The sequence below is a fragment of the Duganella kummerowiae genome (assembly GCF_053572355.1).
Genome location: NZ_JBKFEH010000005.1, coordinates 1 through 24,632, shown reverse-complemented (window position 1 = coordinate 24,632; position 24,632 = coordinate 1). Strand labels below are relative to the sequence as shown.

24 protein-coding genes and 1 pseudogene are annotated in these 24,632 nt (G+C 65.7%); 11 read left to right on the top strand and 14 right to left on the bottom strand.

The window, feature by feature from the left end:
• From tilS to cysS, 4 genes are all read right to left on the bottom strand, one after another.
• Nucleotides 1-1,392 carry a tRNA lysidine(34) synthetase TilS gene (tilS, locus tag ACLB1G_RS04810; RefSeq protein WP_491626052.1) on the bottom strand — a complete coding sequence of 464 codons (1,392 nt, stop codon included), beginning with the start codon at nucleotides 1,390-1,392 and terminating at the stop codon, nucleotides 1-3.
• Nucleotides 1,393-1,488: 96 nt separating this feature from the next.
• On the bottom strand, nucleotides 1,489-2,463 hold the full coding sequence (locus tag ACLB1G_RS04805) for an acetyl-CoA carboxylase carboxyltransferase subunit alpha (RefSeq protein WP_491626051.1): 975 nt from the start codon (nucleotides 2,461-2,463) through the stop codon (nucleotides 1,489-1,491).
• A 67-nt stretch (nucleotides 2,464-2,530) separates the two neighbouring features.
• Nucleotides 2,531-3,190: a DNA-3-methyladenine glycosylase family protein gene (locus tag ACLB1G_RS04800; RefSeq protein ID WP_491626050.1), complete on the bottom strand. Its 660-nt coding sequence runs from the start codon at nucleotides 3,188-3,190 to the stop codon at nucleotides 2,531-2,533.
• Nucleotides 3,187-4,584, bottom strand: coding sequence for a cysteine--tRNA ligase (gene cysS / locus ACLB1G_RS04795; RefSeq protein ID WP_491626049.1), 1,398 nt, complete (start codon nucleotides 4,582-4,584; stop codon nucleotides 3,187-3,189). The genes ACLB1G_RS04800 and cysS overlap by 4 nt, the downstream gene beginning before the upstream one ends.
• 249 nt (nucleotides 4,585-4,833) lie before the next feature.
• On the opposite strand from cysS, the gene ACLB1G_RS04790 reads away from it, so the two are divergent.
• Genes ACLB1G_RS04790 through ACLB1G_RS04770 form a run of 5 tightly spaced genes read left to right on the top strand, consistent with a single transcriptional unit; the run spans nucleotide 4,834 to nucleotide 10,126 of the window.
• Nucleotides 4,834-5,454 (top strand): peptidylprolyl isomerase, encoded by a 621-nt coding sequence (locus tag ACLB1G_RS04790; protein WP_491626048.1) that lies wholly within the window; start codon nucleotides 4,834-4,836, stop codon nucleotides 5,452-5,454.
• Between the two features lie 52 nt (nucleotides 5,455-5,506).
• A complete protein-coding gene (locus ACLB1G_RS04785) occupies nucleotides 5,507-6,001 on the top strand; it encodes a peptidylprolyl isomerase (RefSeq protein ID WP_491626047.1) in 495 nt (164 codons plus the stop codon).
• On the top strand, nucleotides 6,001-6,774 hold the full coding sequence (locus tag ACLB1G_RS04780; protein WP_491626046.1) for a UDP-2,3-diacylglucosamine diphosphatase: 774 nt from the start codon (nucleotides 6,001-6,003) through the stop codon (nucleotides 6,772-6,774). Before ACLB1G_RS04785 ends, ACLB1G_RS04780 begins: the two co-directional genes overlap by 1 nt.
• A 60-nt stretch (nucleotides 6,775-6,834) precedes the next feature.
• A complete protein-coding gene (locus tag ACLB1G_RS04775; RefSeq protein ID WP_491626045.1) occupies nucleotides 6,835-7,623 on the top strand; it encodes a substrate-binding periplasmic protein in 789 nt (262 codons plus the stop codon).
• A gap of 37 nt (nucleotides 7,624-7,660) precedes the next feature.
• Nucleotides 7,661-10,126: an alpha/beta hydrolase family protein gene (locus tag ACLB1G_RS04770; RefSeq protein ID WP_491626044.1), complete on the top strand. Its 2,466-nt coding sequence runs from the start codon at nucleotides 7,661-7,663 to the stop codon at nucleotides 10,124-10,126.
• On the opposite strand, the gene ACLB1G_RS04765 is transcribed toward ACLB1G_RS04770, so the two are convergent.
• The 5 genes and pseudogenes from ACLB1G_RS04765 to ACLB1G_RS04745 form a co-directional block, all read right to left on the bottom strand.
• Nucleotides 10,123-10,527 (bottom strand): type II toxin-antitoxin system VapC family toxin, encoded by a 405-nt coding sequence (locus ACLB1G_RS04765; RefSeq protein WP_491626043.1) that lies wholly within the window; start codon nucleotides 10,525-10,527, stop codon nucleotides 10,123-10,125. The two genes, ACLB1G_RS04770 and ACLB1G_RS04765, sit on opposite strands and share 4 nt — an antisense overlap.
• 18 nt (nucleotides 10,528-10,545) lie before the next feature.
• Entirely contained in the window at nucleotides 10,546-10,743 is a 198-nt protein-coding gene (locus tag ACLB1G_RS04760) for a hypothetical protein (protein WP_491626042.1), read from the bottom strand.
• A 94-nt stretch (nucleotides 10,744-10,837) separates the two neighbouring features.
• Entirely contained in the window at nucleotides 10,838-11,593 is a 756-nt protein-coding gene (locus ACLB1G_RS04755; protein WP_491626041.1) for a hypothetical protein, read from the bottom strand.
• A gap of 60 nt (nucleotides 11,594-11,653) precedes the next feature.
• Nucleotides 11,654-12,163 (bottom strand): annotated as a pseudogene (locus tag ACLB1G_RS04750) (DUF6622 family protein); the annotation flags it as partial.
• A 209-nt stretch (nucleotides 12,164-12,372) separates the two neighbouring features.
• The gene (locus ACLB1G_RS04745; RefSeq protein WP_491626040.1) at nucleotides 12,373-12,939 is read right to left on the bottom strand and encodes a DUF1439 domain-containing protein; all 567 of its coding nucleotides are present in this window, start codon (nucleotides 12,937-12,939) and stop codon (nucleotides 12,373-12,375) included.
• Nucleotides 12,940-13,029: 90 nt separating this feature from the next.
• Between ACLB1G_RS04745 and ACLB1G_RS04740 the strand changes: the two genes are divergently transcribed.
• The 5 genes from ACLB1G_RS04740 to ACLB1G_RS04720 all read left to right on the top strand — a co-directional run bounded on the left by ACLB1G_RS04740 (nucleotide 13,030) and on the right by ACLB1G_RS04720 (nucleotide 17,194).
• Nucleotides 13,030-13,737, top strand: coding sequence for a DUF72 domain-containing protein (locus ACLB1G_RS04740; RefSeq protein ID WP_491626039.1), 708 nt, complete (start codon nucleotides 13,030-13,032; stop codon nucleotides 13,735-13,737).
• Nucleotides 13,738-13,805: 68 nt separating this feature from the next.
• A complete protein-coding gene (locus ACLB1G_RS04735; RefSeq protein WP_491626038.1) occupies nucleotides 13,806-14,165 on the top strand; it encodes a GntR family transcriptional regulator in 360 nt (119 codons plus the stop codon).
• Complete coding sequence (locus tag ACLB1G_RS04730; protein WP_491626037.1) at nucleotides 14,162-15,019, top strand: ABC transporter ATP-binding protein; 858 nt, start codon at nucleotides 14,162-14,164, stop codon at nucleotides 15,017-15,019. The genes ACLB1G_RS04735 and ACLB1G_RS04730 overlap by 4 nt, the downstream gene beginning before the upstream one ends.
• Nucleotides 15,016-15,984 carry a hypothetical protein gene (locus ACLB1G_RS04725; RefSeq protein WP_491626036.1) on the top strand — a complete coding sequence of 323 codons (969 nt, stop codon included), beginning with the start codon at nucleotides 15,016-15,018 and terminating at the stop codon, nucleotides 15,982-15,984. Before ACLB1G_RS04730 ends, ACLB1G_RS04725 begins: the two co-directional genes overlap by 4 nt.
• 151 nt (nucleotides 15,985-16,135) lie before the next feature.
• Nucleotides 16,136-17,194, top strand: coding sequence for a glycosyltransferase family 9 protein (locus ACLB1G_RS04720; RefSeq protein WP_491626035.1), 1,059 nt, complete (start codon nucleotides 16,136-16,138; stop codon nucleotides 17,192-17,194).
• Nucleotides 17,195-17,231: 37 nt separating this feature from the next.
• Here the strand turns inward: ACLB1G_RS04720 and ACLB1G_RS04715 are convergent, their stop codons facing one another.
• Nucleotides 17,232-18,170, bottom strand: a complete 939-nt coding sequence (locus ACLB1G_RS04715) for an AraC family transcriptional regulator (RefSeq protein WP_491626034.1) — start codon at nucleotides 18,168-18,170, stop codon at nucleotides 17,232-17,234.
• A 100-nt stretch (nucleotides 18,171-18,270) separates the two neighbouring features.
• Between ACLB1G_RS04715 and ACLB1G_RS04710 the strand changes: the two genes are divergently transcribed.
• Entirely contained in the window at nucleotides 18,271-19,158 is an 888-nt protein-coding gene (locus tag ACLB1G_RS04710; protein ID WP_491626033.1) for an SDR family oxidoreductase, read from the top strand.
• Nucleotides 19,159-19,250: 92 nt separating this feature from the next.
• On the opposite strand, the gene ACLB1G_RS04705 is transcribed toward ACLB1G_RS04710, so the two are convergent.
• From ACLB1G_RS04705 to rnr, 4 genes are all read right to left on the bottom strand, one after another.
• Nucleotides 19,251-19,925: a YceH family protein gene (locus ACLB1G_RS04705; protein WP_491626183.1), complete on the bottom strand. Its 675-nt coding sequence runs from the start codon at nucleotides 19,923-19,925 to the stop codon at nucleotides 19,251-19,253.
• 16 nt (nucleotides 19,926-19,941) lie between these two features.
• Nucleotides 19,942-20,679 carry a serine O-acetyltransferase gene (gene cysE / locus ACLB1G_RS04700; protein WP_491626032.1) on the bottom strand — a complete coding sequence of 246 codons (738 nt, stop codon included), beginning with the start codon at nucleotides 20,677-20,679 and terminating at the stop codon, nucleotides 19,942-19,944.
• Between the two features lie 208 nt (nucleotides 20,680-20,887).
• Nucleotides 20,888-21,631: a 23S rRNA (guanosine(2251)-2'-O)-methyltransferase RlmB gene (gene rlmB, locus ACLB1G_RS04695; protein WP_491626031.1), complete on the bottom strand. Its 744-nt coding sequence runs from the start codon at nucleotides 21,629-21,631 to the stop codon at nucleotides 20,888-20,890.
• Nucleotides 21,632-21,822: 191 nt separating this feature from the next.
• Nucleotides 21,823-24,297 (bottom strand): ribonuclease R, encoded by a 2,475-nt coding sequence (gene rnr / locus ACLB1G_RS04690; RefSeq protein WP_491626030.1) that lies wholly within the window; start codon nucleotides 24,295-24,297, stop codon nucleotides 21,823-21,825.
• Nucleotides 24,298-24,632: the final 335 nt, after the last annotated feature.

Genomic DNA, 24,632 nt, shown 5'->3' with positions numbered 1-24,632 from the left:
CTAGGAAGCCTGCCAGCGCAGCCGCACCAGCTGCTCTCCGGACTCCAGCAAGCGCTTGCAATCCATGCCTATCCCGGCCGCGTACAGCAGCTGACCCGGGTTACTGACCACCGGCAGCCGGCCGCGCTCCCAGGCCGGGATGTCCAGCGCCTGGTAGTGGTATTTGAGTGGCCGGGTTACGCGGTTGGGCGCCAGCTTGAGGCGCTCGCCGCCCTTGCGGAATTCGATCACCAGCAGCTGCTCGCGCAGCCAGGCGGCCGGCAGGCCAGGCTCGCCCTGCCCGGCCGGCTCGATGTGCAGCACGCCGCCGTAGGCCGGGAATGGCAGCGACGCTTCGCCGTTCCAGCGGAACGGGGTGCCGGGCTTGTCGTCGAACTGGTCTTCGCGCGTGCCTTCCAGTTCGGCCAGCTTGGGCGTCAGGTACAAGCGGTCGCGGTGGCGCCGTACGTGGCAGTCGGGATGGGTGACCAGCAGTTGGGCGTCGTGGCGCGCTTCCATCAGCTGGGCCAGCATTTCGTGCAGCCAGGCGGCGCTGGGCATGCGCATGCCGCGCGTGGCGAACCAGTGGCGCAGCAGGTTGGCGCTGCGCTCCACGCTCAGCTCGCGCAGCCTGGCCAGGGCGAGGCAGTCGCCGTCCAGGCAGTGCGCCAGGTCCTGCTGCGCCACCTCGGTCAGCACCTTCTGGGCCGACTGGGCGTGCTGGGCGCTGCGCGCGAAGCGTTCCTGGAAGCCGGGGAAGGACTGCTCCAGCAGCGGCATGATTTGGTGCCGCAAGGCGTTGCGGGCGTAGCGCGTGTCCTCGTTGGATTCGTCGTGGATGTGGGCGATGCCGTGTTCGGCCACGTACTCTTCCAGCTGCCGGCGCGAGGCCGACAGCAGCGGGCGCGCCATCATCAGGGTGGCGTCGCCCAGCAGGCCGGGAGCGGTGTTGGCCGTGTCCATGCCGGACAGGCCGGCCGTGCCCGAGCCGCGCAGCAACTGCAGCAGCACGGTCTCGGCCTGGTCGTCCTGGTGGTGGGCCGTCAGCAGCAGCGGCACGCCGTGCGCGCGGCACATCTCGCCCAGCGCCGCGTAGCGTGCCTTGCGGGCTGCCGCTTCAGTGCCGCTGCCATCCTTGTGCAGCTGCACGCGGCGCGCCTCGAAGGCCACACCCAGGGCGGCGCAGGCTTGCTCGCAGTGCGCCAGCCAGGCGTCCGCATTGGGGCTCAGGCCATGGTGGACGTGGAAGGCGTACAGGCGCAGGCCACGCCCAGCGGCGTAGGCCTGCGCCAGGTGCAGCAGGGCCGATGAGTCGAGGCCGCCGCTCAGGGCGATGGCCAGCGCGTCGCCGTACAGCGCGGCGCTGACGGCTTGTTCGAAGGTGGATATCAGGGTGGGTTTTTGCGGCTTCAAGGCGCGGGCTCCAAATGCAAACGGGGGCAGCGCAATGCGTTGCCCCCGGCTAGTCAGCATGGATTCCCGCCTGCGCGGGAGCCTATGCTGGGTGCGTTATTCCTGCGGCGTGGTCTCTTTGAACTTACCGTAGCTCATCAGCTTCTCATGGCGCGCTTCCAGCAGGTCCTTGGTCTTCATGCCGTGGAACTGGCGCAGCGAGTCGGCCAGGGCGCGCTTGAGCAGCGTGGCCATCTGCTTGGGATCGCGGTGGGCGCCGCCCAGCGGTTCATTGACGATCTTGTCGATCAGGCCCATGGCCTTCAGGCGGTGCGCGGTCAGGCCCAGCGCTTCGGCCGCGTCGGCGGCGCGCTCGGACGTCTTCCACAGGATGGAGGCGCAGCCTTCCGGCGAAATCACCGAGTAGGTCGCGTATTGCAGCATCAATACCGCGTCGCCCACGGCAATGGCCAGCGCGCCGCCGGAGCCGCCTTCGCCGATGATGGTGGCGATCAGCGGCACTTTCAGTTCCGCCATCACGTACAGGTTGTGGCCGATGGCTTCCGACTGGCCGCGCTCTTCCGCGTCGATGCCGGGGAAGGCGCCGGGGGTGTCGACAAAGGTGAAGATCGGGATGCCGAACTTCTCGGCCAGCTTCATCAGGCGCATGGCCTTGCGGTAGCCTTCGGGCTTGGGCATGCCAAAGTTGCGCATGGCGCGTTCCTTGGTGTCACGGCCCTTCTGGTGGCCGATCACCATGCAGGACTGGCCATTGAAGCGCGCCAGGCCGCCGATGATGGACTGGTCGTCGGCATAGGTGCGGTCGCCGTGCAGCTCATGGAAGTCGGTGAAGATCTCGTTCACGTAATCCATGGTGTAGGGGCGCTGCGGATGGCGCGCGATCTGGGACACCTGCCACGGCGTCAGCTTGGCGTAGATATCCTTGGTCAGCTGTTGGCTCTTCTTGGCCAGACGGTCGATCTCCTCCGAGATATCGACCGCCGAATCGTCCTGCACGAAGCGCAGTTCTTCGATCTTGGAATCGAGCTCGGCGATCGGTTGCTCAAAATTGAGGAAAGTCGTTTTGGTCATTGTACCTCCGGGTGTTTTATTATCAGCCGCGCGGCCGATGTGGGGCCTCGCGCGGCGATTAGAGCATCTATTCTACAGCATGCGGGTCCAGACTCCGCCATAAGTACCAGGTGGCCACCGTGCGCCAGGGCTCCCAGTTGGCGGACACTTCGCGCGCATCGCTGCGCGAGACCGGCTCGCCGGAGAAGTAATTCTGGCTGATGCCCTGTATCAGTTTGGGGTCGTCCAGCGGCAGCACATTGGGGCGCAGCAGATTAAATATCAAGAACATCTCGGCTGTCCAGCGGCTGATGCCGCGGATCTGCACCAGCTCGGCGATCACGGCTTCGTCGCCCATGCCGCCCCACAGCGCCGGGTGCACGCGCTTGGCCTTGAAATGGTCGGCCAGGTCGAGCAGGTATTCGGTCTTGCGCTTGGACAGGCCGCAAGCCGCCAGCTGCTCGGCGCCGGCCTTGAGCACCTGCGCGGGCGTGCACTTGGGGCAGCAGTCCAGCAGCTTGCGCCACATGGCGTCGGCCGACTTGTCCGTGGCCTGCTGGCTGACGATGGAACGGGCCAGGGTGGTGAACGGGTCGGCGTGGCCGACCAGGTGCAGGTCGCCGAACTGGGGGATGAGCTTGTTCATGATGCGGTCGCGCTTCATGAGCTCGGCCTTGGCCTCCTCCCAGTACGGCGGCGGCACGGCCGGGCCGGCGCCCTGGTTCATCTCCTTGGCCTCGCCCATCATGCGCGGCGCCAGCTGGTGCTGCCGTCAGGCTTGTCTTCGAGGATGATGCCGGCCGCCAGCAGTTCGGCGCGGATCTGGTCCGAGGTGGCGAAATCGCGCGCCTTCTTGGCCGCGGCGCGGCGCGCGATGGCGTCCGCGATGGCGGTCTCGCCCTCCGCCGCCTCGCCGGCATCGCCGACCACGGCCTGGCGGAACTGCTGCGGCGTGCGCTCCAGCAGGCCGATCACGCCGGCCAGGGCCTTGAGCTGGCGCGCCAGCACGGGCGACTTGGTCTTGTTGATCTCGCTGGCCAGGTCGAACAGCACGGCCACCGCCAGCGGGGTGTTGAAGTCGTCGTCCATGGCTTCGGCAAAGCGGGCCGCGTGGGCTTCCTGCCAGTCCAGCGGAAGGCCGTCGCCTTGCGCGCCATCGAGTGCCGTGTACAAACGGGTCAGGGCGCCGCGCGCATCGTCCAGGTGGGCGTCCGAGTAGTTCAGCGGGCTGCGGTAGTGGGCGCGTAGGATGAAGAAGCGCACCACTTCGGCGTCGTACTTTTTCAGCACGTCGCGGATGGTGAAGAAGTTGCCCAGCGATTTGGACATTTTCTCGTTATCGACCCGCACGAAGCCGTTGTGCACCCAGTAGTTGACCATGGTGTGGCCAAACGCGCCTTCCGATTGCGCGATCTCGTTTTCGTGGTGCGGGAATTGCAGGTCGGCGCCGCCGCCATGGATGTCGAAATGCTCGCCCAGCAGGGCCGAGCACATGGCGGAGCACTCGATGTGCCAGCCGGGGCGGCCCTTGCCCCACTTGGAATCCCACTTCACTTCCTCGGGCTCGGATTCCTTGGATGCCTTCCACAGCACGAAGTCGAGCGGATCGCGCTTGCCGGTATTGACATCCACCCGCTCGCCGGCGCGCAAGTCGTCCAGCGACTTGCCGGACAGCTTGCCGTACTGGGGGAAGTTGCGCACGGCGTAGTTGACGTCGCCGTCGGCGCCCTGGTAAGCCAGCTCCTTGGCTTCCAGCTGTTCGATCAGGGCCAGCATCTGCGGCACGTATTCGGTGGCGCGCGGCACCAGGGTGGGCGGCAAAATGCCCAGGGCGGCGGTGTCCTCGTCCATGTAGCGCGTGAAACGCGAGGTCAGCTGGCCTATGGTCTCGCCGTTTTCCACGGCGCGCTTGATGATCTTGTCGTCGATGTCCGTGATGTTACGGGCGTAGGTGACCTCGTAGCCCGAGGCTTTCAGCCAGCGGTACATGACGTCGAACGCCATCATCATGCGGGCGTGGCCGATGTGGCAGTAGTCGTAGATGGTCATGCCGCACACGTACATGCGTACTTTGCCGGCTTCTATCGGTACGAAGGTCTGCTTGTCACGCGCCAGCGTGTTGTAAATCTTTAAATTGCTCATCGGACTCTTGCTTGTTTTTCAGCACCAGCCAGCCGGCCAGACAATACGGCTGCCTGGCGCGGACCTGTGGTGGGGTGCGTGCCTGGGCTGCTCGATAGGTCTGGGAGACTAACTGGCCTCGGTATCGTTGTTCTTCTTTCCACCCTGGCCGGGTTAGAATGGGAACGTCGAGCCTAGTATAGCATTGATAAAAACAGCACTGGCCTTATCTAGATGAGGTTTTTTGCAACGCCCTTTTCGAGGAACCCCATGCATCACATCCTGTCCCGTTCGGCCCTCATGCTGGCCGGCCTGGCGCTGTCCGCCACCGCGCTGGCGGCCAAGCCGGCCACCCCCAAGGAGCCGCCCAACCCCACGCCGCAAGTGCAGCTCAAGACTACCATGGGCGACATCGTATTGGAACTGAACCGCGAGAAGGCGCCCAAATCGGTGGAGAACTTCCTGAGCTACGTCAATAAAGGCTTTTACAAGGGCACCATTTTCCACCGCGTCATCGACGGCTTCATGATACAGGGCGGCGGCTACGACGAGAAATTGCGCGACAAGCCGACCGCCAAGCCGGTGCCCAGCGAATCGAAGAACGGCCTGTCCAACGAGAAATACTCGCTGGCCATGGCGCGCAACGGCAATCCCGACTCGGCCACCTCGCAATTCTTCATCAACGTGGCCGATAACATCGGCCTCGACTACCCGGGCCAGGATGGCTACGGCTACACCGTGTTCGGCAAGGTGGTGCAGGGCCAGGAGGTGGTGGACAAGATCAAGGGCGTGCTGGTGGACGACAAGGGCATCTTCCAGAACATTCCCGTGACGCCCATCGTGGTCAAGTCCGCAACCGTGCTGAAGACACCAGTCCAGACTAACCAGTAAAATAGCGCCCTTGGCGCCGCCAATAAAGAACTTTCACCTCAGGAACAAGAACATGACCAACGTAATCATCACCACCAACAAGGGCAAGATCGTCGCTGAACTGTACGACGAGAAAGCACCGAAGACCGTCGCCAACTTCCTGGCCTATGCCAACGCCGGCCACTACGCCAACACCATCTTCCACCGCGTGATCGACGGTTTCATGATCCAAGGCGGCGGCTTCGAACCCGGCATGAAGCAGAAACCGGCCGACACCACCGTGGAAAACGAAGCCAAGAACGGCCTGAAAAACGAGCCCTATACCCTGGCCATGGCCCGCACCTCGGCCCCGCACTCGGCCTCGGCACAGTTCTTCATCAACGTGAAAAACAACTCCTTCCTGGACTACCCGGGCCAGGACGGCTGGGGTTACGCCGTGTTCGGCAAGGTCATCGAAGGCACCGAGGTGGTGGACGAGATCCGCAAGGTCAAGACCAGCCGCAGCGGCATGTTCGCCGACGTGCCGACCGAAGACGTGATCATCGAGAAAGTCGAAGTGGCAGCCTGATGTCCGCAATACAGGCCGGGAGCCGGCACTGCAGCGCACTGCTGATTTCCGACCTGCACCTGCAGCAGGACAGGCCGGCCCTGACGGCGGCCTTTTTCGATTTCCTGCAGCGCCGCGTGCCCGGCGTGGACGCCCTCTACCTGATGGGCGACCTGTTCGAATACTGGGCCGGCGACGACGACCTCGATGACGGTTTCAACCGGCAGGTCGTGGCCGCCCTGCGCCAGGTGAGCGATGCCGGCACGGCTGTGTACTGGATCGCCGGCAACCGCGATTTCCTGGTCGGAGACGGCTTTGCCGCCGCCGCCGGCCTGACCCTGCTGCAGGAGCCGCACGTGGCGGAACTGGGCGGCCAGCGCATCGCGCTGCTGCACGGCGACGCCCAGTGCACGGACGACGTGAAGTATATGGAATTCCGCGCCATGGTGCGCCAGCCCGCATGGCAAGCGCAGTTTGGCGCCATGCCGCTGGCCCGGCGCAAGGCCATCATCGCAGGGCTGCGCGAGAACAGCCGCCAAGCCCAAGGCGAAAAAAGCGACGAGATCATGGATGTGACGCCGCAGGCCATCGCCCAGGTGTACCAGGACACCCACGCCGACATCCTCATCCATGGCCACACCCACCGCCCCGCCCTGCATGTGGACGGCGGCAGGCGCCGCTATGTGCTGCCGGACTGGGAACCGGAGCGCGATCCGCCGCGCGGCGGCTGGATCGCGGTCGGCGCCGATGGCCGCATCACCCGCCACGCACTGGATGGCGCAGCAATAGAGTGATACAAATCTCCGCATGCCAAAAGATACACAAGCGCGTCGGGCTTGCCTATAATCACTTTTATGATTATCAGCAAGCCCCTCGCCCTTGCGGGCACCCTGGCCTGCCTGTGCCTGGGGGCGCGGGCGGCTGAACCCGTGTACACCGTGGCCTGGCGCGACAAGCCGCCCTACCACTATGTCGAGAACGGCGTCTCCAAGGGTTTTTTGCTGGAACGGGTCAAGGCTGTGTTCGCGGCGGCCGGCTTGAAAATACGGCTGGTCAACGAACCCCAAAAGCGCATCTGGACCAAGCTGCAGCATGGCGCCGACCATTACTGCTCGCTGAGCTGGCACAAGCTGTCGGAACGCGCTACCGTTGCCCAATATAGCAATCCGCTGCATCAGGACCAGCCGCAGACCGTGCTGATCGCACCCGGCGCGGTGGCCCAGGTCAAAGCCCACCCCACCCTGGCCACGCTGATGGCCGATCCGGCCCTGACCATGGGCGTGATCGACGGCCTGTCCTACGGGCCGGTACTGGACGAGATGATCGCCGCCAGCCAGAACCAGATCATGCGCCGCACGGTGGACACCATGCTGATGATGCGCATGGTGTCGGTGGACCGCGCCAGCTACATGGTCACCGACCGCTACGACTGGGAATACTACCGCAGGAACAACAAGGACAACCGGCTGCCGCTGCGTTACGATTTCCCCGACATGCCGCCGGGATTGAAGCGCCACATCGTGTGCAGCCGTGACGTGCCGGCCGCCATCATGGCCCGCATCAACCACGGCATTGCCGTCACCGGAGGCATGAGCGAGAGCCGCGCCAGCGGCCTGCCCGCCGACGGCACCGGCCAGCCATGAGCCATACCGTTTTTTCTTCCACCCCGGACCTCACCCCATGAAACTCCGTACCTCCCTGCTGCCGGTGCTGCTGGCGCTGGCCCTGCACGCCCTGCCGGGCGCCGCCCAGACTTCCAGCTACCAGCTGCCGCCGCCCGCGCTGCAGGCGCTGGTCGATGCACCGCGTACGCCGTCGCTGCTGCTCAGTCCGCAGCGCAACCTGGCCGCCATGCGCAGCCTGCCCGGCCTGCCGGGCATTGCCGAGGTGGCGCAGCCGGAACTGAAGCTGGCCGGCATCCGCATCAACCCGCGCACCTACGCCGCCAGCGAATTCACCTTCGGTAACGGCCTCGTCCTGCTGGACCTGGACAACCAGAAAGAAATCGCCATCGCCGGCCTGCCGTCCGCGCTGCGCGTGGCGCACCAGGCCTGGTCGCCCGACCAGCGCTACCTGGCGTTCAGCCACATCGCCTACGGCGCCCAGGGCGGCGCGGTGGAGCTGTGGCTGGTGGACGTGGCCGGGCACACGGCCCGCAAGCTGACCCAGCAACCGCTCAACGCGGTGCTGGGCAACGGCTTCCGCTGGCTGCCGGACAGCCGCGGCCTGCTGGTCACGCTGCGTCCGGCCGGACAAGGTCCGGCGCCGGTGGCCAGCGCCATCCCCACCGGCCCCAACACCCAGCAAACCCAGGCCGGCGCCGCCGAACGGCGCCTGCCCACCTATGCCGACCTGCTCAAGACCGAGGCCGACGCCGCCCTGTTCGAGCACTACATCACCAGCCAGGTGGCCATCGTCGACTTGCAGGGCAAGGTGCGCACCATCGGCAAGCCGTCGCAGTATGCGCAGGTGTCGGTATCGCCGGACGGCAAGCTGCTGCTGGCGCACACCGTGCTGCGTCCTTATTCCTACCTGGTGCCCTATAGCCTGTTCGGCCAGCGCACCGAGGTGCTGGACCTGAACGGCAAAGTGGTGCACACCGTGGCCACCCGTACCCTGCGCGAAGGCATGCCGCCCGGCGAGGACGCCACCACCGAAGGCCCGCGCAGCGTGGCCTGGCGCGCCGATGCGCCCGCCACCCTGTCCTGGGTCGAGGCCCAGGATGGCGGCCACCCGGGCAGGAAAGTGGACGTGCGCGACATCGTCTACCAGCAGGCCGCGCCGTTCACGGCCGCGCCACAGGCGCTGGCCAGGCTGGGCACACGCTATGACGGCATCCTGTGGGGTACCGGCGACCTGGCCATCGTCAAGGAACGTTCGCGCAAGACCGGCATGCAGCGCAGCTGGCGCATCGCGCCGGACGCGCCAGACCACAAGCCGGAGCAGCTGTGGTCCGGTCTGGCCGAGGACCGCTACCACCATCCGGGCACCCCGGTGACGCGCCCCGACAGCAACGGCAACCAGCGCCTGCAACTGGTGCAGGGCGCCCTGCTGCTCGATGGCGAAGGCGCCTCGCCCGAGGGCGACCGTCCCTTCCTGGACCGCTACGACCTGGCCAGCAAGAAATCCGAGCGCCTGTTCCAGAGCGCCGCGCCGTATTATGAAAACGTGGTGGCGGTGCTGAACGACGACGGCAGCCGCATCCTGACCACCCGCGAGACGCCCACCGAGCGTGCCAACTACTACGTGCGCGACTTGCGCCAGCCGGCCGACAGGCAGCTGGCCGCCGTGACCCGCTTCCCGCATCCGACCCCGCAGCTGAAGGATATCCAGAAAGAGCAGATCCGCTACAAGCGCGCCGACGGGGTCGCCCTGACCGCCACCCTGCTGCTGCCGCCGGGCTACGACGCCAAGCGCGACGGCCCGCTGCCACTGCTGATGTGGGCCTATCCGCGCGAGTACAAGTCGGACGACACGGCCGGCCAGGTGAGCGGTTCGCCATACAAGTTCAACGCCGTCAGCTACTGGGGTCCGGCGCCCTTCCTGGCCATGGGCTATGCGGTGATGGACGCGGTCAGCTTCCCCATCGTCGGCAAGAATGGCGCCCAGCCCAACGACACTTACCTGCCGCAGCTGATCGCCGACGCCGAGGCGGCCATCAACGAAGCGGTCAAGCGCGGCGTGGCCGACCGCGAGCACATCGCCATCGGCGGCCACTCGTATGGCGCCTTCATGACGGCCAACCTGCTGGCGCATACGCGCCTGTTCAAGGCCGGCATCGCCCGCAGCGGCGCCTACAACCGCAGCCTGACGCCTTTCGGTTTCCAGTCCGAGGAGCGCACCTACTGGAAGGCGCCCGAGGTGTACCAGGCCATGGCGCCCTTCAACAGCGCCGACAAGATCAAGGATGCGCTGCTGATGATACACGGCGAGCAGGACAACAACCAGGGCACCTTCCCCATCCAGAGCGAACGCATGTACGCCGCCATCAAGGGCCTGGGCGGCACCGCGCGCCTGGTGATGCTGCCCAACGAGGCGCACGCCTACCGCGCGCGCGAGTCCATCATGCACATGCTGTACGAAACCAACCAGTGGCTGGACAAATACGTGAAAAATGCTCCGGCTGCGGCGGCCGGGACGCACTAGAAGGAGAAGGGATCAAGCAGCGCAACGCCGGTCGAACGGAAGTAGGCGACATTGCGCGTGACCAGTATCAAGCCGTGCAGCAGGGCTATCGCCGCCAGTTGTTTGTCGACGGGATGGCTGCCATCTGGAGACATCAGCCGGCCCCACAGCTGGGCGCACTGGGAATCAAAGGGCAATATCCTGCCCGAATATTCCCGCAAGATCGCGCCCAGCCACGCGTCCAGTGAGCGCACCCGTGCGGCATGGCTGCGGTATCGGAGATTTTCGATCCCCCGTTGAACCTTGCCTATCGTTTGGGCGCCGAGGAAAAAAACGGCATCCTGGTGACGGGAGAAGAAACGCACGATCCCTGGGTGGGTGCGCGCCCCCTTATGGACCTCGCTGAGGACGTTGGTGTCCAACAGATACATGATTGCCGCTCACGAACGGCAGTTAAAATCAGCATCCTCGCCGACATCAGGCATGGATAACAGCAGCTTCACAAAAGCTCGGTTGCGTGCCAGGCTCTCGGTCGGCTGGGCAGACCGATTTGGTTGGACAGCCTCAACTCGACGACGCTGTCTTAGCGCCTCGACTACCGCTGGGTCTATCTTGCTGGTCATTTGTTTGGCTGCCATCGTTATCTCCATTGCATGGACATCTTCCAGCATAGTCCTGGATTCGATGACCGACAATGTGCCGGCTCAAACACTTCTTCGAGCCGAGATTAAATCATCCACGCAGGCCGGCCATCGCCGTGTTGAGGCGGCGCACCAGCGCCTGGTTCATGTCGCGGGTGTGGCGGTTCCAGCGCTCCATGGTGCGCTGCAGTTCCTGGTAAAGCTGCCTGGCCTTGGGCGCATCGCCCACGCTGGCGGCCCAGATCGCGTACTCGGCCTGCACCGTGAAGCTGGCCCCATGATGCGCCATGGCGTGTTCGAACTGGGCCCGCGCCTCTTCCTGGCGGCCGGAAGCGGCCAGGGCCTGGGCCAGCAGCAGCGCGACCTGCTCGGCGCGGAAGGTGGGCTGGGCCTGGCCGATGATTTCCAGGTGCCGCACCGCGTCGGCGGCGCGGCCGCAAGCCAGGGTGGCGCGCGCGGCGCCAAAGCGGATTTCCAGGTCGGAGGCGAAGGCGCCCTGCAGACAGGCCTCATACGTGGCGGCGGCTTCGGCGGCGTCGCCCGCTTCCAGCTGGGCCGCCGCCAGCCGCATCTGGTTCTGGGCGGTGGGGGTGTAATCGAAGGCGGCGCGCGCTTCGCGCAGTTCGCGGCCCGGGTCCAGGGCGCGGGCCGCCGCGCTGGCGGCCTTGCTGGCGCCGTGCTGCAGCCGCGAATTGGGCAGGTAGACCGCGAGGAAGTACACGATGCTGCCCAGCAGCGGGAACATGAACAGGATGAACAGCCAGTACATCTGCTGTCCGCTGCGGATCGCGTGGACCGCGAAGAACAGCGCCACCAGCACGTGCAAACCAATTCCGAATATCGACATACTTGCTCCAGCTATCGTCAAGACCGGAATTGTAACGCGTAGTCGGCGCTGCAAGTAGACTCAGGCGGCGATGACGGCCGGCTGGCGCAGGTAGGCGGCCACGTAGCGGCCCAGGCGGCCCAGGAAGATGCCGTTGAACACACCGAACAGGGTGCAGATGGCGACGGCCACGGCGCTGTTCCGGCCGGCTGCCGGGTTGATGGCCAGCAGCACGGCAATCGCATACTTGGTCACGAAGATGGACAGCATCAGGGCCAGCGGCACCAGGCTGCCGCGCTGCAGGACGGTGCCGGCGTCGCGGTTGACGCTGATGGCGCCGCGCATCAGGCCCCAGGTCAACACGGCGCCGGCGGCGGCGCCGGCCAGCCAGCACGTCCACACCAGCGGCGACTCGCCGAAGCGCTGGTTGATGCTGCTCAGCGACAGGTACAGCATCACGGCCGGGATGATGAACAGCTTGCGCAGGCCCACTTCACGGTCGCTGGCGGCCAGGTAGCCGCGGTACAGCAGGAAGGCCAGCAGGGCCCAGACGTAGACGGGGGTGTGGGAGATGATTTGTTGCAGCATGGCGGGCTCCGTAGTCGTGTGTGGTTAAGATGGACACACTATGCCTGCCGCCCTCCCGACTTAGCTGGCGATGCGACGAATTGCAGCCCTGCGGCGCGAAATGCAGGAAAGCGGCGCGAAATGAAGCGGCCTGGGCGGAAATTTGCGGCCCCAGACTGCTGCCGCAAATTGCCTCGGGGGATGGCGACGGCAGATGGCGGCCGCCCACCGCGCTATTGCGCCGGCTCGACCCGCGCCACCAGCTTGCCCGGCGCGGTGGTAATGCCGGCCACCACGAACTGTACGCCCGCGTAGCGCAAGTCTTCCGGTTTGAAGGTATGCAGCGGCACATCCTTGAGCACGCGCTCGGCCAGCAGGTTGGCGACACTGGCCAACTGGTTCTGGCGGCCTTCGTCCATGCCGTCCACGGTGAAGCGGTCGATGTGCGGGTCGTCCACGTAGACGGCGCCGCTATAGCGGTCCACCCGCAGCCGGCCGGACATGGCCAGCGCCCCGTTCCACGACTGCCGCGCCAGCAACGGCGACACGCGCGCGTCCAGGTTCAGCGCCACCCGGCCGCTTTCCGGGATGATGGCCAGGCGCGGGTGGCTGAGCTCGACCTCGAACACGGCTAGCGCGCGCTGGTGCAGCGGGAAGCGCCGGTCCAGGCTTTGCTGCAGCTTTTCCTGCGGCACGTCGATCTCGCGCGGGCCGATCAGGGTGGAACAGGACGCCAGGGCGGCAGCCAGCAGCGGCAGCGCGGCCAGCTTCAACAGGCGGGAGAAAAAGTTCGGATTCATGTGGGCTTCCTGTGCGATACGTGCGGTACAACACGGCGCACGCGCCGTGGTTGCGATGTAATGGCGTCACATTATTCCACATGAACCGACATGAAGCACATCCGTATCGGCTGCGCCGGCTGGGGCCTGAACCGCGAGAGCGCCGCCCGCTTCCCCGGCGAGGGTACGCACTTGCAGCGCTATGCGCGCGTGCTGAACGCGGCCGAAATCAATTCCTCGTTCTACCGCCCGCATCAGCCCCAGACCTACCAGCGCTGGGCCGACAGCGTGCCCGACGACTTCCGTTTCTCGGTCAAGCTGCCGCGCGCCATTACCCACGACGCCCGCCTGGCGGGAACGGATGCACTGCTGGAACGCTTTGCCGCCGACACCGCCGGCCTGGGCCACAAGCTGGGCTGCGTGCTGGTGCAGCTGCCGCCCAGCCTGGTACTGGACGCCGCCGTTGCTGACGCCTTCTTCGACGGCCTGCAGCGGCACTTCGGCTGCATGCTGGCCTGCGAGGCGCGCCACGCCAGCTGGTTCGATGACACCGCCACCGGACTGCTGCGCCAGCACGGCATCACCCGCGTCATTGCCGATCCGCCCGCCGTCCCGGGCCGCCCACCCGAGACCACGCCCGCCCTGTACGCGCGCCTGCACGGCAGCCCGCGCATCTACTATTCATCCTACGCCGACGACTACCTGCGCCTGGTGGCCGACCGCCTGGCAGAGGCCGAAGGCGATGCCTGGTGCATCTTCGACAACACCGCCTCCGGCGCGGCCCTGTCCAACGCCCTCTTCCTCAACGATATCGTTTGATTTTTTTTAATTCAGTGTTATAGTTCACTACAACACCACTTCAATACTTCAGCAAAGAAGGGGAACTTATGTGGAATGACCATACGCCGATCTACCGCCAGCTCAAGGACAAGGTGGTCGGCATGATGCTGGACGGCTTGCTCAAGCCGGGCGACGCCCTGCCCTCGGTGCGGCAGATCGCCGCCGAGTACCAACTCAATCCTATCACCGTCTCCCGGGCCTACCAGGAGCTGGTGGATGAAACCTTAGTCGAAAAAAGAAGGGGATTAGGCATGTACGTAACCGAAGGCGCACCTGAAAAACTGCTGGCCACCGAACGCGACCACTTCCTGCACGAGGAATGGCCGGCCATGCTGGAGCGCATCCGCCGTCTCGGGCTGGACCTGGAGGCGCTGCTGAAACCGGCGCAGGCAGGAGGTGCGGCATGAGCGCCATCATCACCGCCACCAATCTCACCAAGCGCTACGGCAAGAAGACGGCGCTGGATGCGGCCAGCTTCGCCATCCAGCCCGGCCGCGTGGTGGGCCTGATCGGCCCCAACGGGTCCGGCAAGACCACCACCCTGAAAGCCATCCTGGGCCTGACCCAGTTCGAGGGTGAGCTGTCGGTGTTGGGCTACGATCCGCGCACCCAGCGCGAACAGCTGATGCAGGAAGTGTGCTTCATCGCCGACGTCGCCATCCTGCCGCGCTGGCTCAAGGTCAAGGACGCCATCGATTTCGTGGAAGGCGTGCACCCGCGCTTTTCCCGCGCCAAGGCCGAACGCTACCTGAAGGCCACCAAGCTGGAGCCGGACATGAAGGTCAAGGCCATGTCCAAGGGCATGGTGGTGCAGCTGCACCTGGCGCTGGTGATGGCCATCGACGCCCGCCTGCTGGTGCTGGATGAACCCACCCTGGGCCTGGACATCCTGTACCGCAAGAACTTCTACCAGAACCTGCTGGAAGATTACTTCGACGACGACAAGACCATCGTCATCACCACCCACCAGGTGGAGGAGGTCGAGCACATCCTGACCGACCTGATGTTCATCCAGGACGGCAGGATCAGCCTGGCCGCCACCATGGACGAAGTCGACCAGCGCTACACCGAACTGCTGGTGGAGCCGCAGTTCATGAACGCCGCCACCGCGCTGGCGCCGATCAGCACCCGCACGGTGTTCGGCCGCAGCGTGATGCTGTTCGACGGCGTCTCGCGCAGCCAGCTGGCCAACCTGGGTGAGACCCGTACCCCCAGCGTGGCCGATCTGTTCGTGGCAACCATGAAAGGAACCTACGCATGAAAACCATGAAATGGCTGATCAAGCGCGAGCTGTGGGAACACAAGGGCTCGGTGATCTGGGCCCCGGCCATCGTCGCCGCGCTGCTGGCAGCGCTGGCCCTGTTCTCCCTGTTCATGGGGCACAACGCCGGCTTCGTCACCGACAACGGACCCCAGTTCGTGGGCAACGTGGTCATCGAAGGCAAGCCGCTCGGCCAGGTGGCGGATGTGATGGCAGCGGTCTACATGGCCTCCTCGCTGCCCGTGTTCGCCGTGCTGGGCTTCCTGGTGTTTTTCTACTGCCTGGGTGCGCTCAACGATGAACGGCGCGACCGCAGCCTGCTGTTCTGGAAATCGCTGCCGGTGTCGGACCACATGACGGTGCTGTCCAAGGCCTTGCTGGCCCTGGTGGTGACGCCGCTGATCACCATGGGCATCTCCATCGTGCTGTCGGTGGTGCTGATCCTGGGCGTGGTGCTGACCATGTATGTGCACGGCACCAACCTGTTCGCGGGACTGCTGTCCAGCCCGGACTTCTACCTGTCGCCGCTGCGCGTGGTCGGGCTGCTGCCGGTGTACATCCTGTGGGCGCTGCCGACCGTGGGCTATTTGCTGCTGGTGTCGGCCACGGTGCGCTCCAAGGTGTTCCTGTGGGCGGTCGGCCTGCCGGTGGTCAGCGCCCTGCTGCTGATGTGGGCCGAGCGTGTGCTGCGCCTGGGCGTGCACGCCGGTCCGTTCATCACCAACATCGTCAACCGCATCCTGCTGGGCGTGGTGCCGGGGGCCTGGTTCCTGTTCCACGGCGGCAGCGGCAATCCCAAGGGCGTGCTGGCAGATGCCGCTGGCGACGGGCTGATCCACGGCGGTGCGCTGTTCAAGGCTTCCTGGGCTACCCTTGATGATGCCGGCCTGTGGATAGGCGCCGTGGCCGGCATTGCCATGATCGCGGGCGCCATCTGGATGCGGCGGCGCCGCGAGGAAGTGTAGTTTTCCAGTCAAACAGGCCGGGCAACCGGCCTTCTTTACATTGTTTTACCTGTTTTTAAGATAGAGATACTTTTCTCCCCAACGGCCGACCATATAATTGATACGGGCGATAGTTGTTTGATCGATTATTAACGTTGATCATTTGGAAAGTATGCAGTTGATCAAGAGGCATTTGTCGCACTGGCTGCTGAACCAGCGCAAGCGGGAGACCTTCAACCCGCACCGCGCCAGGAAGGTGCTCATACTGCGCAACGACAAGATCGGCGACATGATCGTCTCCACGCCCATCCTGCGCGAGCTGAAGGCCGCCTACCCCGAGCTCATCATCGACGTGGTGGCCAGCAGCAGCAACCGCCAGGTGATCGAGGGCTGCCCCCATGTGCGGCAGGTGCTGCAGTGGGACCGCGGTAGCGCCCTGGAAAGCCTCAGGACCATGCTGCGCATACGGCGCGAGCGCTACGACCTCATTTTCAGCACCGCCAACCAGTTTTCACTGCCCTACCAGCTGCGCCTGAAGCTGCTGGGGGCGCGCTACCTGGTCGGCTTCAACGTGGACAAATACGGCACCAACACGGGCCGGCTGGGCATGTACCACCGCACCGTCGAGTGCGAGCGCGACCGCCACATCCTGGAGAACTACTTCTCCGCGCTCAGTGATTTCCAGCTTGGCAAGGTCGACTACTGCTACGAGCTGTACGGCGTCGACGCCCATGCGCACAAGGCGCAGGAATTCGTGCACGGCCTCAGGCAACGCTATGCGGGCCTGGTGTGCCTGAACTACCAGGGCAGCGCGGCCAACCGCACCTTGTGCCAGGACGACACGGTGGCACTGTGCGCCGAACTGGCCGACAAATATCCGAGCCACGCCGTGGTGGTGATCTATCCGCCCAAGGGCAAGGCCCAGGCCGACGCCATCATCGATTGCGTGCGGCGGCCCAACGTGGTGGCCTCGTTCGAGACCGCCAACATCCTGGAACTGGCGGCCCTGATACGCGAGTGCGACATCGTCATTTCGCCGGACACCTCGGTGATACACCTGGCCTCGGCCTACAACAAGAAAATACTCGGCTTCTACGTCAAGACCGACAACTACCGCTGGTTTTACCCCATGTGCGACCACTTCCGCGTGCTGCTGTCACGCGGCGAGCACATCGAGAAAATAGACCGCCCGGCCGCGCTGCACGCGGTCGAGCAGCTGATGTCCGCTTAACGGCGGCGACGCCACAACGCAGCGGCCTCACAAATGCTCAGCCAGCTTCGGCGCCAGCCAGCGGCATGCCGCGCGAGTAAGCGCGCGGCGGGCAGCCCATGATGCGCTTGAAGGCGGTGCTGAAGGCGCTGTCGGATTCGTAGCCCAGCGACGCAGCTATCGCGGAGATCGGCAGGCTGGTGTTGGACAGCTTGTCGCCCGCCAGCAGCATGCGCCAGCGCGTCAGGTAGTCCATCGGCGAACTGCCCACTGTTTCCTTGAATTTCACGGCAAAGCTGGAACGCGACATGCCGGCTTGCCGCGCCAACGCCGCCAGCGTCCAGCGCCGCGCCGGTTCGGCGTGCATGGCGTTGATGGCGGCGCCCATCTGCTTGTCCGCCAATGCGTACAGCCAGCCAACCCCACCCCCGCTGTCCTGCGCGGCCGCCTCCAGGTGCAGGCGCAAGGCCTGGATCAGCATCATTTGCGCCAGCTGCTGCGCCACCAGCAGGCAGCCCGGACGCTGCTCGCGCAGCTCCTCTATCATGCGCTCCAGCGACCAGCGCATGGCGGCCCGCTCGGCCTCGGTGCGCATGTGGATGATGGGCGCCAGCATGCCCAGCAGGATGCCGCCCTCCCCGCCCGCAAAGGTGAAGTGGCCGCCCGCCAGCAGCATCTCGCCGCCGCCGTTGACCTTCCTCAGCACGCCGTTGCGGCCGTCCGCCAATACGGCGAGCGCGTCCACCGGCGCCAGTTCCAGGTCGCTGGCGAGGCGGAATGGCCGCCCGCCCGGCAGCAGGAAGCAGTCGCCTTCCGTCAGCCGCAGCGGCTGTGCGACGCCTTCCACCGCCAGCCAGCAGGCGCCGCGCATCACGGCGTAGCACTTGATGCCTTCGTGGCGCGGGAACTGGATGGCCCAGGCGCCGGCGGCGTCGAAGCCGCCAGCGCGGTAGCTGTGTGTTTTCAGGAGGGAGAGTACGTCGGACAGTGCATCCATGGGGGCTTGGACGATAGCGAAGATAATGCGGACTCTACAGCATTGATCGTCCGCGCGCCATCCCCTATCGTAGCTCCCGTTCAACAACAAGGAGAGCAGGATGCGAGTATTCGTTACCGGTGCAACCGGTTTTGTAGGATCGGCGGTGGTGCGGGAATTGCTGTCGGTGGGCCACCAGGTGCTGGGCCTGGCGCGCAGCGATGCGACAGCCAGCGCGCTGGCCAGCCTCGGCGTGCAAGTCCAGCGCGGCGAACTGGCCGACACCGGCGGCCTGGCCGCCGCCGCGCGCAATTGCGACGGCGTGATCCACACCGCCTTCATCCACGACTTTTCCAACATGAAGGCGGCCGGCGCCGCCGACCTGGCGGCGGTGCAGGCGCTGGGCGGCGCGTTGGCGGGCAGCGGCAAGCCGCTCATTGTCACTTCCGGCATAGGCCTGCTGGGCGAAACCGGCCGCCCTGCCACCGAGGATGACACGGCCGACCCGGCGTCGGCGGGCAGCCACCGCGTGCCGTCCGAAGCGGCCACCCTGGCCTGGGCGCAGCAGGATGTGCGCGCCATGCTGATGCGGCTGCCGCCGTCCGTGCACGGCGCATCGGACCACGGTTTCGTGCCGCGCCTGATCGCCATCGCGCGCGAGACCGGTGTCTCTGCCTATCCGGATGAAGGGGACAACCGCTGGTGCGCCGTGCACCGCCTGGATGCGGCGCGCCTGTACCGGCTGGCGCTGGAACAGGGCAAGCCCGGCGCGCGCTACCACGCCGTGGCCGAAGAGGAGGTGATGATGCGCGAGATCGCGGCCGTCATCGGGCGCCGCCTGGGCCTGCCAGTGGAAAGCCGCCCGGCCGGCCACTTCGGCTGGCTGGGCCGCTTTGCCGCCATGGACCGTCCGGCCTCGGCGGCCAAGACCGAACACGAACTGGGATGGCGCCCCATGCAAGCAGGCCTGCTGGCCGACCTGGACAGTCCTGCGTACTTCCCGGACTAGCAGGAACGGTGCGGCGTCCGGCGACTGCTACGGTGTGAGCATGGGCTGCCGCGTGCGCGGCAGCGACGGGCGTGCGGCAGCGGCTGCGATGTTTAATCGAACTGCTTGCGGAACTCCGCGAACTGGGCCGCCAGGTCATCGAAGTCGCGCCGCAGCTGGGCCACTTCCTGCTCCAGCTGCGCTACCCGGCTGCCCTGCGGCGCAGCCACCGCGCCCGCATACCCGGCCGCCGTCTCGGCCCGCGCCAGCACTTCCTCCCCGCCCAGCAGATGGCCGTAGCGCGGCTCCTTGGCGCCCGGCGCCACCGGCAGGCGCGCCACCAGCGGCGGATATTTATCGATCAGGAATTGCAGCGCCACTTCCACGTCGGGCACCGACTTGAACTCGTGCAGGCGTCCGGTGCGGGTGCGTATTTCCCCGGCCGTCTGCAGGCCGCGCAGCATCAGCACGGTGAGCACCGCCACCTTGTCCTGCTCCAGCGACCACTTGATGCGCATGCGGTGCTCATACTTGACGACACGCGCGCCGGCCTGGCTCATGATGTTGACCAGCTTGCGCTCCATCAGGCGCTGCAGCACGTCTGCCACGGTGTCTTCAGACAGCGACATCACCGGATCGCGGCTGGACAGCTGGTTGCAGCCATTGGTGATGGCGTTCAGCGACATAGGATAATTGTCCGGCGTGAGCGCCTCTTTTTCGGCCAGCACCGCCAGCACGCGGATTTCAAACGGGTCCAGGACCGCCGCGCCGTCCGGCGTGGTTTCCATATTCATGCGGGATTCCTTAATCGACTAGCTTGTTGAGTTGGTCGGAATTCAATTTATCACACTCGGCCATGCTTGGGCAGCTGAGGCCGGCCGCCTGCATGCTGGCGCGCAGCCGCTCGATCTGCTGGTCCTGCGCCACCGCGTGGTTGATCAGGCCGCGCAGGGCCTTGGACAGCGGATCGTCGCCGTTGGGCGTGATGCCATAGGCCGAGAACAAATTGGCCTGGGCCGCCGCCGCATCCTTCTGCACGATGTGGGCCGGATTGCCGACCGCCGTGGCGCCCGGCGGCACGGGTTTCAGCAGCACGGCGTTGGAGCCCACCTTGGCATAATCGCCGACCGTGAAATTGCCCAGCACCTTGGCCCCGGCGCCGACGATCACGCCACGCCCCAGGGTGGGATGACGTTTGGCGCCCGTGGCCAGCGAGGTGCCGCCCAGGGTCACGCCCTGGTAGATGGTGCAGTCGTCGCCGACCACGGCAGTCTCGCCGATCACCACGCCGAAGCCGTGGTCGATGAACACCCGCCGGCCCATGCTGGCGCCGGGGTGGATCTCGATGCCGGTGACGATGCGCGCCACGTAGGAGATGAAGCGTCCCGGCCATTTCAGGCCGCGGGTCCAGCACCAGTGCGCCCAGCGGTGCATGGCGATCGCCTGCAGGCCGGGATAACAGGTCAGCACCTCCCAGGCGTTGCGGGCCGCGGGATCGCGTTCGATGATGCTGTTGATGTCTTGGCGCAGGCGGTGGAACATGGTACGGGGCTACGGATGATGTCGGATGCACATGGTAGCGCATTCGCGTCGGGCATGCCGGCGGGGCCGCCGGCCGGGTGGTCCGGCATGGATTGCCGCGTGCGCGAAATGACGGGCTGAAAGCCTGCGGCCGGGGAGACCGCTGCCGCAGCAGCGGTACTACGCCTCTGCGCAGCCCATGCCGGGCGCGCCCCGGCGCAGCTTCGGATCAGCCCTCTTTGGCGAGGCGCTGGCGGCGCGCTTCGTACAGGCAGACGCCGGATGCGACCGAGACGTTCAGGCTCTCGACCGAACCGAACATGGGGATGGAGACCAGTACGTCGCAGGTCTCGCGGGTCAGGCGGCGCATGCCCTCGCCTTCCGAACCCATCACCAGCGCGGTGGGGCCGGTGAAGTCGGCCTGGTACAGCCCTTTTTCGCCATCGTCCGAGGTGCCGATCAGCCAGATATCGCGTTCCTTCAGCTCGCGCAGGGTGCGCGCCAGGTTGGTGACGGTGATGTAGGGTACGGTCTCGGCGGCGCCGCTGGCGACCTTGGCGGCGGTGGCGTTCAGGCCCACGGCGCGGTCCTTGGGCACGATCACCGCGTGCGCGCCGACGCCGTCGGCCACGCGCAGGCAGGCGCCCAGGTTGTGCGGATCGGTGATGCCGTCCAGGACCAACAGCAGCGGCGGGCCTTCGATGGCGTCCAGCAGCTCGTCCAGGTTGCGCGCCAGCGCCAGCTGCGAGGCGAAGGCGATCACGCCCTGGTGGCGGTGGGTGCCGACGATCTTGTCCAGGCGCGAGGACTCGACCGGCATCACGCGCACGCCGGCGGCCTTGGCGTTGGCCACCAGGTCCTTCATGCGGCGGTCGTCGCGGGCGGCGTCGACAAAGATCTCTTCCACCGAGGAAGCCTCATGGCGCAAGCGCGAGGTCACCGCGTGGAAACCGAAAATCATTTTGTTCTTCATTTACTTCTTTCAGGGGTGCTTCGGGGCGAATGCAGCGGCGAAGGCCGTCGCATTCAATACAGGGATACTTCGGGCAAATGCAGCGGCGCAGGCCGCCGCACTCAATTCAGGGGTGCTTCGGGGCGAATGCAGCGGCGAGGGCCGCCGCATTCAATCTTCAGTGCAGCCGCAGCGGCCGCTGCGGCGTTCAATCAGCGTTTCTTCTTGCTCTTGGCGGCGGGCGCCGCAGCCTTGCGGCTGGCGGCCGGCTTGGCTGCGGGCTTGCTTGCAGACTTGGCTGCCGGCTTGCCGGCGCCCTTGGCCTTGGGTGCGGACTTGGCGGCGGCAGCCTTGCGGCGGCCGGACTTGGGCGCTGGCGCCTCCAGTTCCGGCTGCTGCTCCACCGGAACGATGCGCGGGCCGCGCGAGGACCGTGCTTCACGCGGTTCACGCGGCGCCACCTCATCGGCGCCGGCCAGGCGCAGGTCGATCTTGCGCGACTCCAGGTCCACCCGCACCACCTGCACGCTGACATGGTCGGTCAGCTGGAAGGTCTTGCCGGTGCGTTCGCCGCGCAGCTCATGGCGCGCTTCGTCGTACTGGAAGTAATCGGCGCCCAGGTCGGTGATGTGCACCATGCCCTCCACGTACAGCTGGTCCAGCTGCACGAAGATGCCGAAGGTGGTCACGCCGGTGATCATGCCGGTGAATTCCTCGCCCAGCTTGTCCTGCATGAAGTAGCACTTGAGCCAGTTCTCCACATCGCGCGAGGCTTCGTCGGCGCGGCGCTCGTTGGCCGAGCAGTGCACGCCGAGCGCATCCCAGATGGTCATGTCGGCGGCTTTTTTCTCGCGGCCCTCGGCCTTGTCCTTGGCCTGCTGCTTGCGCACGGCGTTGGACACATTGGTGTTCAGCACGGAGGTGTCGGGCAGCTTGGGTTCGTATTTTTTACCCAGCAGGATGGCCTTGATGGCGCGGTGGGTCAGCAGGTCCGGATAGCGGCGGATCGGGCTGGTGAAGTGGGCATAAGCCTCGTACGCCAGGCCGAAGTGGCCGATGTTGTCCGGGCTGTACACCGCCTGCTGCATGGAGCGCAGAAGCATGGTTTGCAGCAGGCCGGCGTCCGGGCGCTCCTTTACCTGGCGCAGCAGCTCGGCGTAGTCGCCGGCGGTGGGCTTGTCGCCGCCGTTCAGCGACAGGCCGGCCTGCTTGAGGAAGGTGCGCACCTGCTTGAGTTTTTCAGCCGTCGGGCTGGCGTGGATGCGGTAGGTGCCGGGATGCTTGTGGCGCTGCAGCAGGTCGGCCGCGCACACGTTGGCGGCCAGCATGCATTCCTCGATCACGCGGTGCGCATCGTTGCGGGTGCGCGGGATGATTTTCTCGATCTTGCCCGAGGGGTTGCAGACGATGTAGGTCTCGGTGGTCTCGAAGTCGATCGCGCCGCGTTCGGAGCGCGCCTTGAGCAGGGCATGGAACACGTCGTACAGGTTTTGCAGGTGCGGCACCAGGCCGGGACGGCGCTTGGCTTCCGGGCCCTTGGTGTTGCCCAGGATGTCGGCCACTTCGTTGTAGGTCAGGCGCGCCGCCGAGTGGATCACGGCCGGGTAGAACTGGTAGGCGTGCAGCTCGCCCTTGGCAGTCACCACCATGTCGCACACCAGGGTCAGGCGGTCCACCTGCGGGTTCAGCGAGCACAGTCCGTTGGACAGCTTCTCGGGCAGCATGGGGATCACGCGGCGCGGGAAATACACCGAGGTGCTGCGCTGCAGGGCGTCGGTGTCCAGGCCGTCGTTGGGTTTGACGTAGTGGCTGACGTCGGCGATGGCGACGATCAGGCGGTAGCCCTTGCTGCGGCCTATCTTGACCGGTTCACAGTAGACCGCATCGTCGAAGTCGCGCGCGTCTTCGCCGTCGATGGTCACCAGCGGCACGTCGCGCAGATCGACGCGGTTGGCCAGGTCGGCCTCGCGCACGTGGTCGGGCAGCTTGTTGGCCTGCTTCAGGGCCGCGTCCGAGAACACGTGCGGCACACCGAACTTGCGCACCGCGATTTCGATTTCCATGCCGGGATCGTCCAGCGCCCCCAGCACCTCGACGATCTTGCCCACCGGCTGCTTGAAGCGCATGGGCTGCTCGGTCAGTTCCACGCTGACCACCTGCCCCGCCTTGGCCTTGACCGGGCCGGTCACCAGCACGTCCTGGCTGATGCGCTGGTCTTCCGGCGCCACCACCCAGTTGCCGTTTTCCTGCAACAGGCGGCCGATGATATGGGTGTTGGCGCGCTGCACGACCTCGACGATGGTGCCTTCCGGGCGCCCGCGGCGGTCCCCGCCGACCACCTTGGCCAGCACGCGGTCGCCATGCAGCACTTTCTGCATTTCTTTTTCGGGCAGGAACAGGTCGTCACCCGGCTCGTCGGGGATGACGAAGCCGAAGCCGTCGCGGTGGCTGCTGACGCGGCCCGCGATGAAGCCGGAGTGGTCGGCCAGTTCAAAGTAACCGTCCTGGCCGAAGACCAGCTGGCCGTCGCGCGCCATCGCGTTCAGGCGGCGCGACAGGATGGCCTGGGCTTCCGTGCTCACTTTCAGGGTCTTCGACAGCGCGCGCAAATCGAGCGGCGCCTGGGCGCTGCGGAAGATGCCGAGAATTTCCTCCCGGCTGGGAATGGTGTGGGTAGATTGGTTCAAGTGTTTTTCTTGTTCGTTCAGTGCATATATATGGGGGCTGCGGCTGCATAGTGTACTTGGAATCGCCGCGCTTTACTAACCGGGCTGTGTGGCGTGACCGGGCATTTGACTTCTGCCGCCGTTGCTCTATAATCCTGGTCTCTCGCAGCAGCAAGGCGGGAGTGCAAGACAGGGTTGATGTGCAGCAAGGAATGAAAGTTCATCTGGCGCGAAACTCTCCTGTTCGCTATAATAGCAGAAGTTGTTGTGTAGCATCAGTGCCCACGTGGCGGAATTGGTAGACGCGCATGGTTCAGGTCCATGTGCCGCAAGGTGTGGGGGTTCGAGTCCCTCCG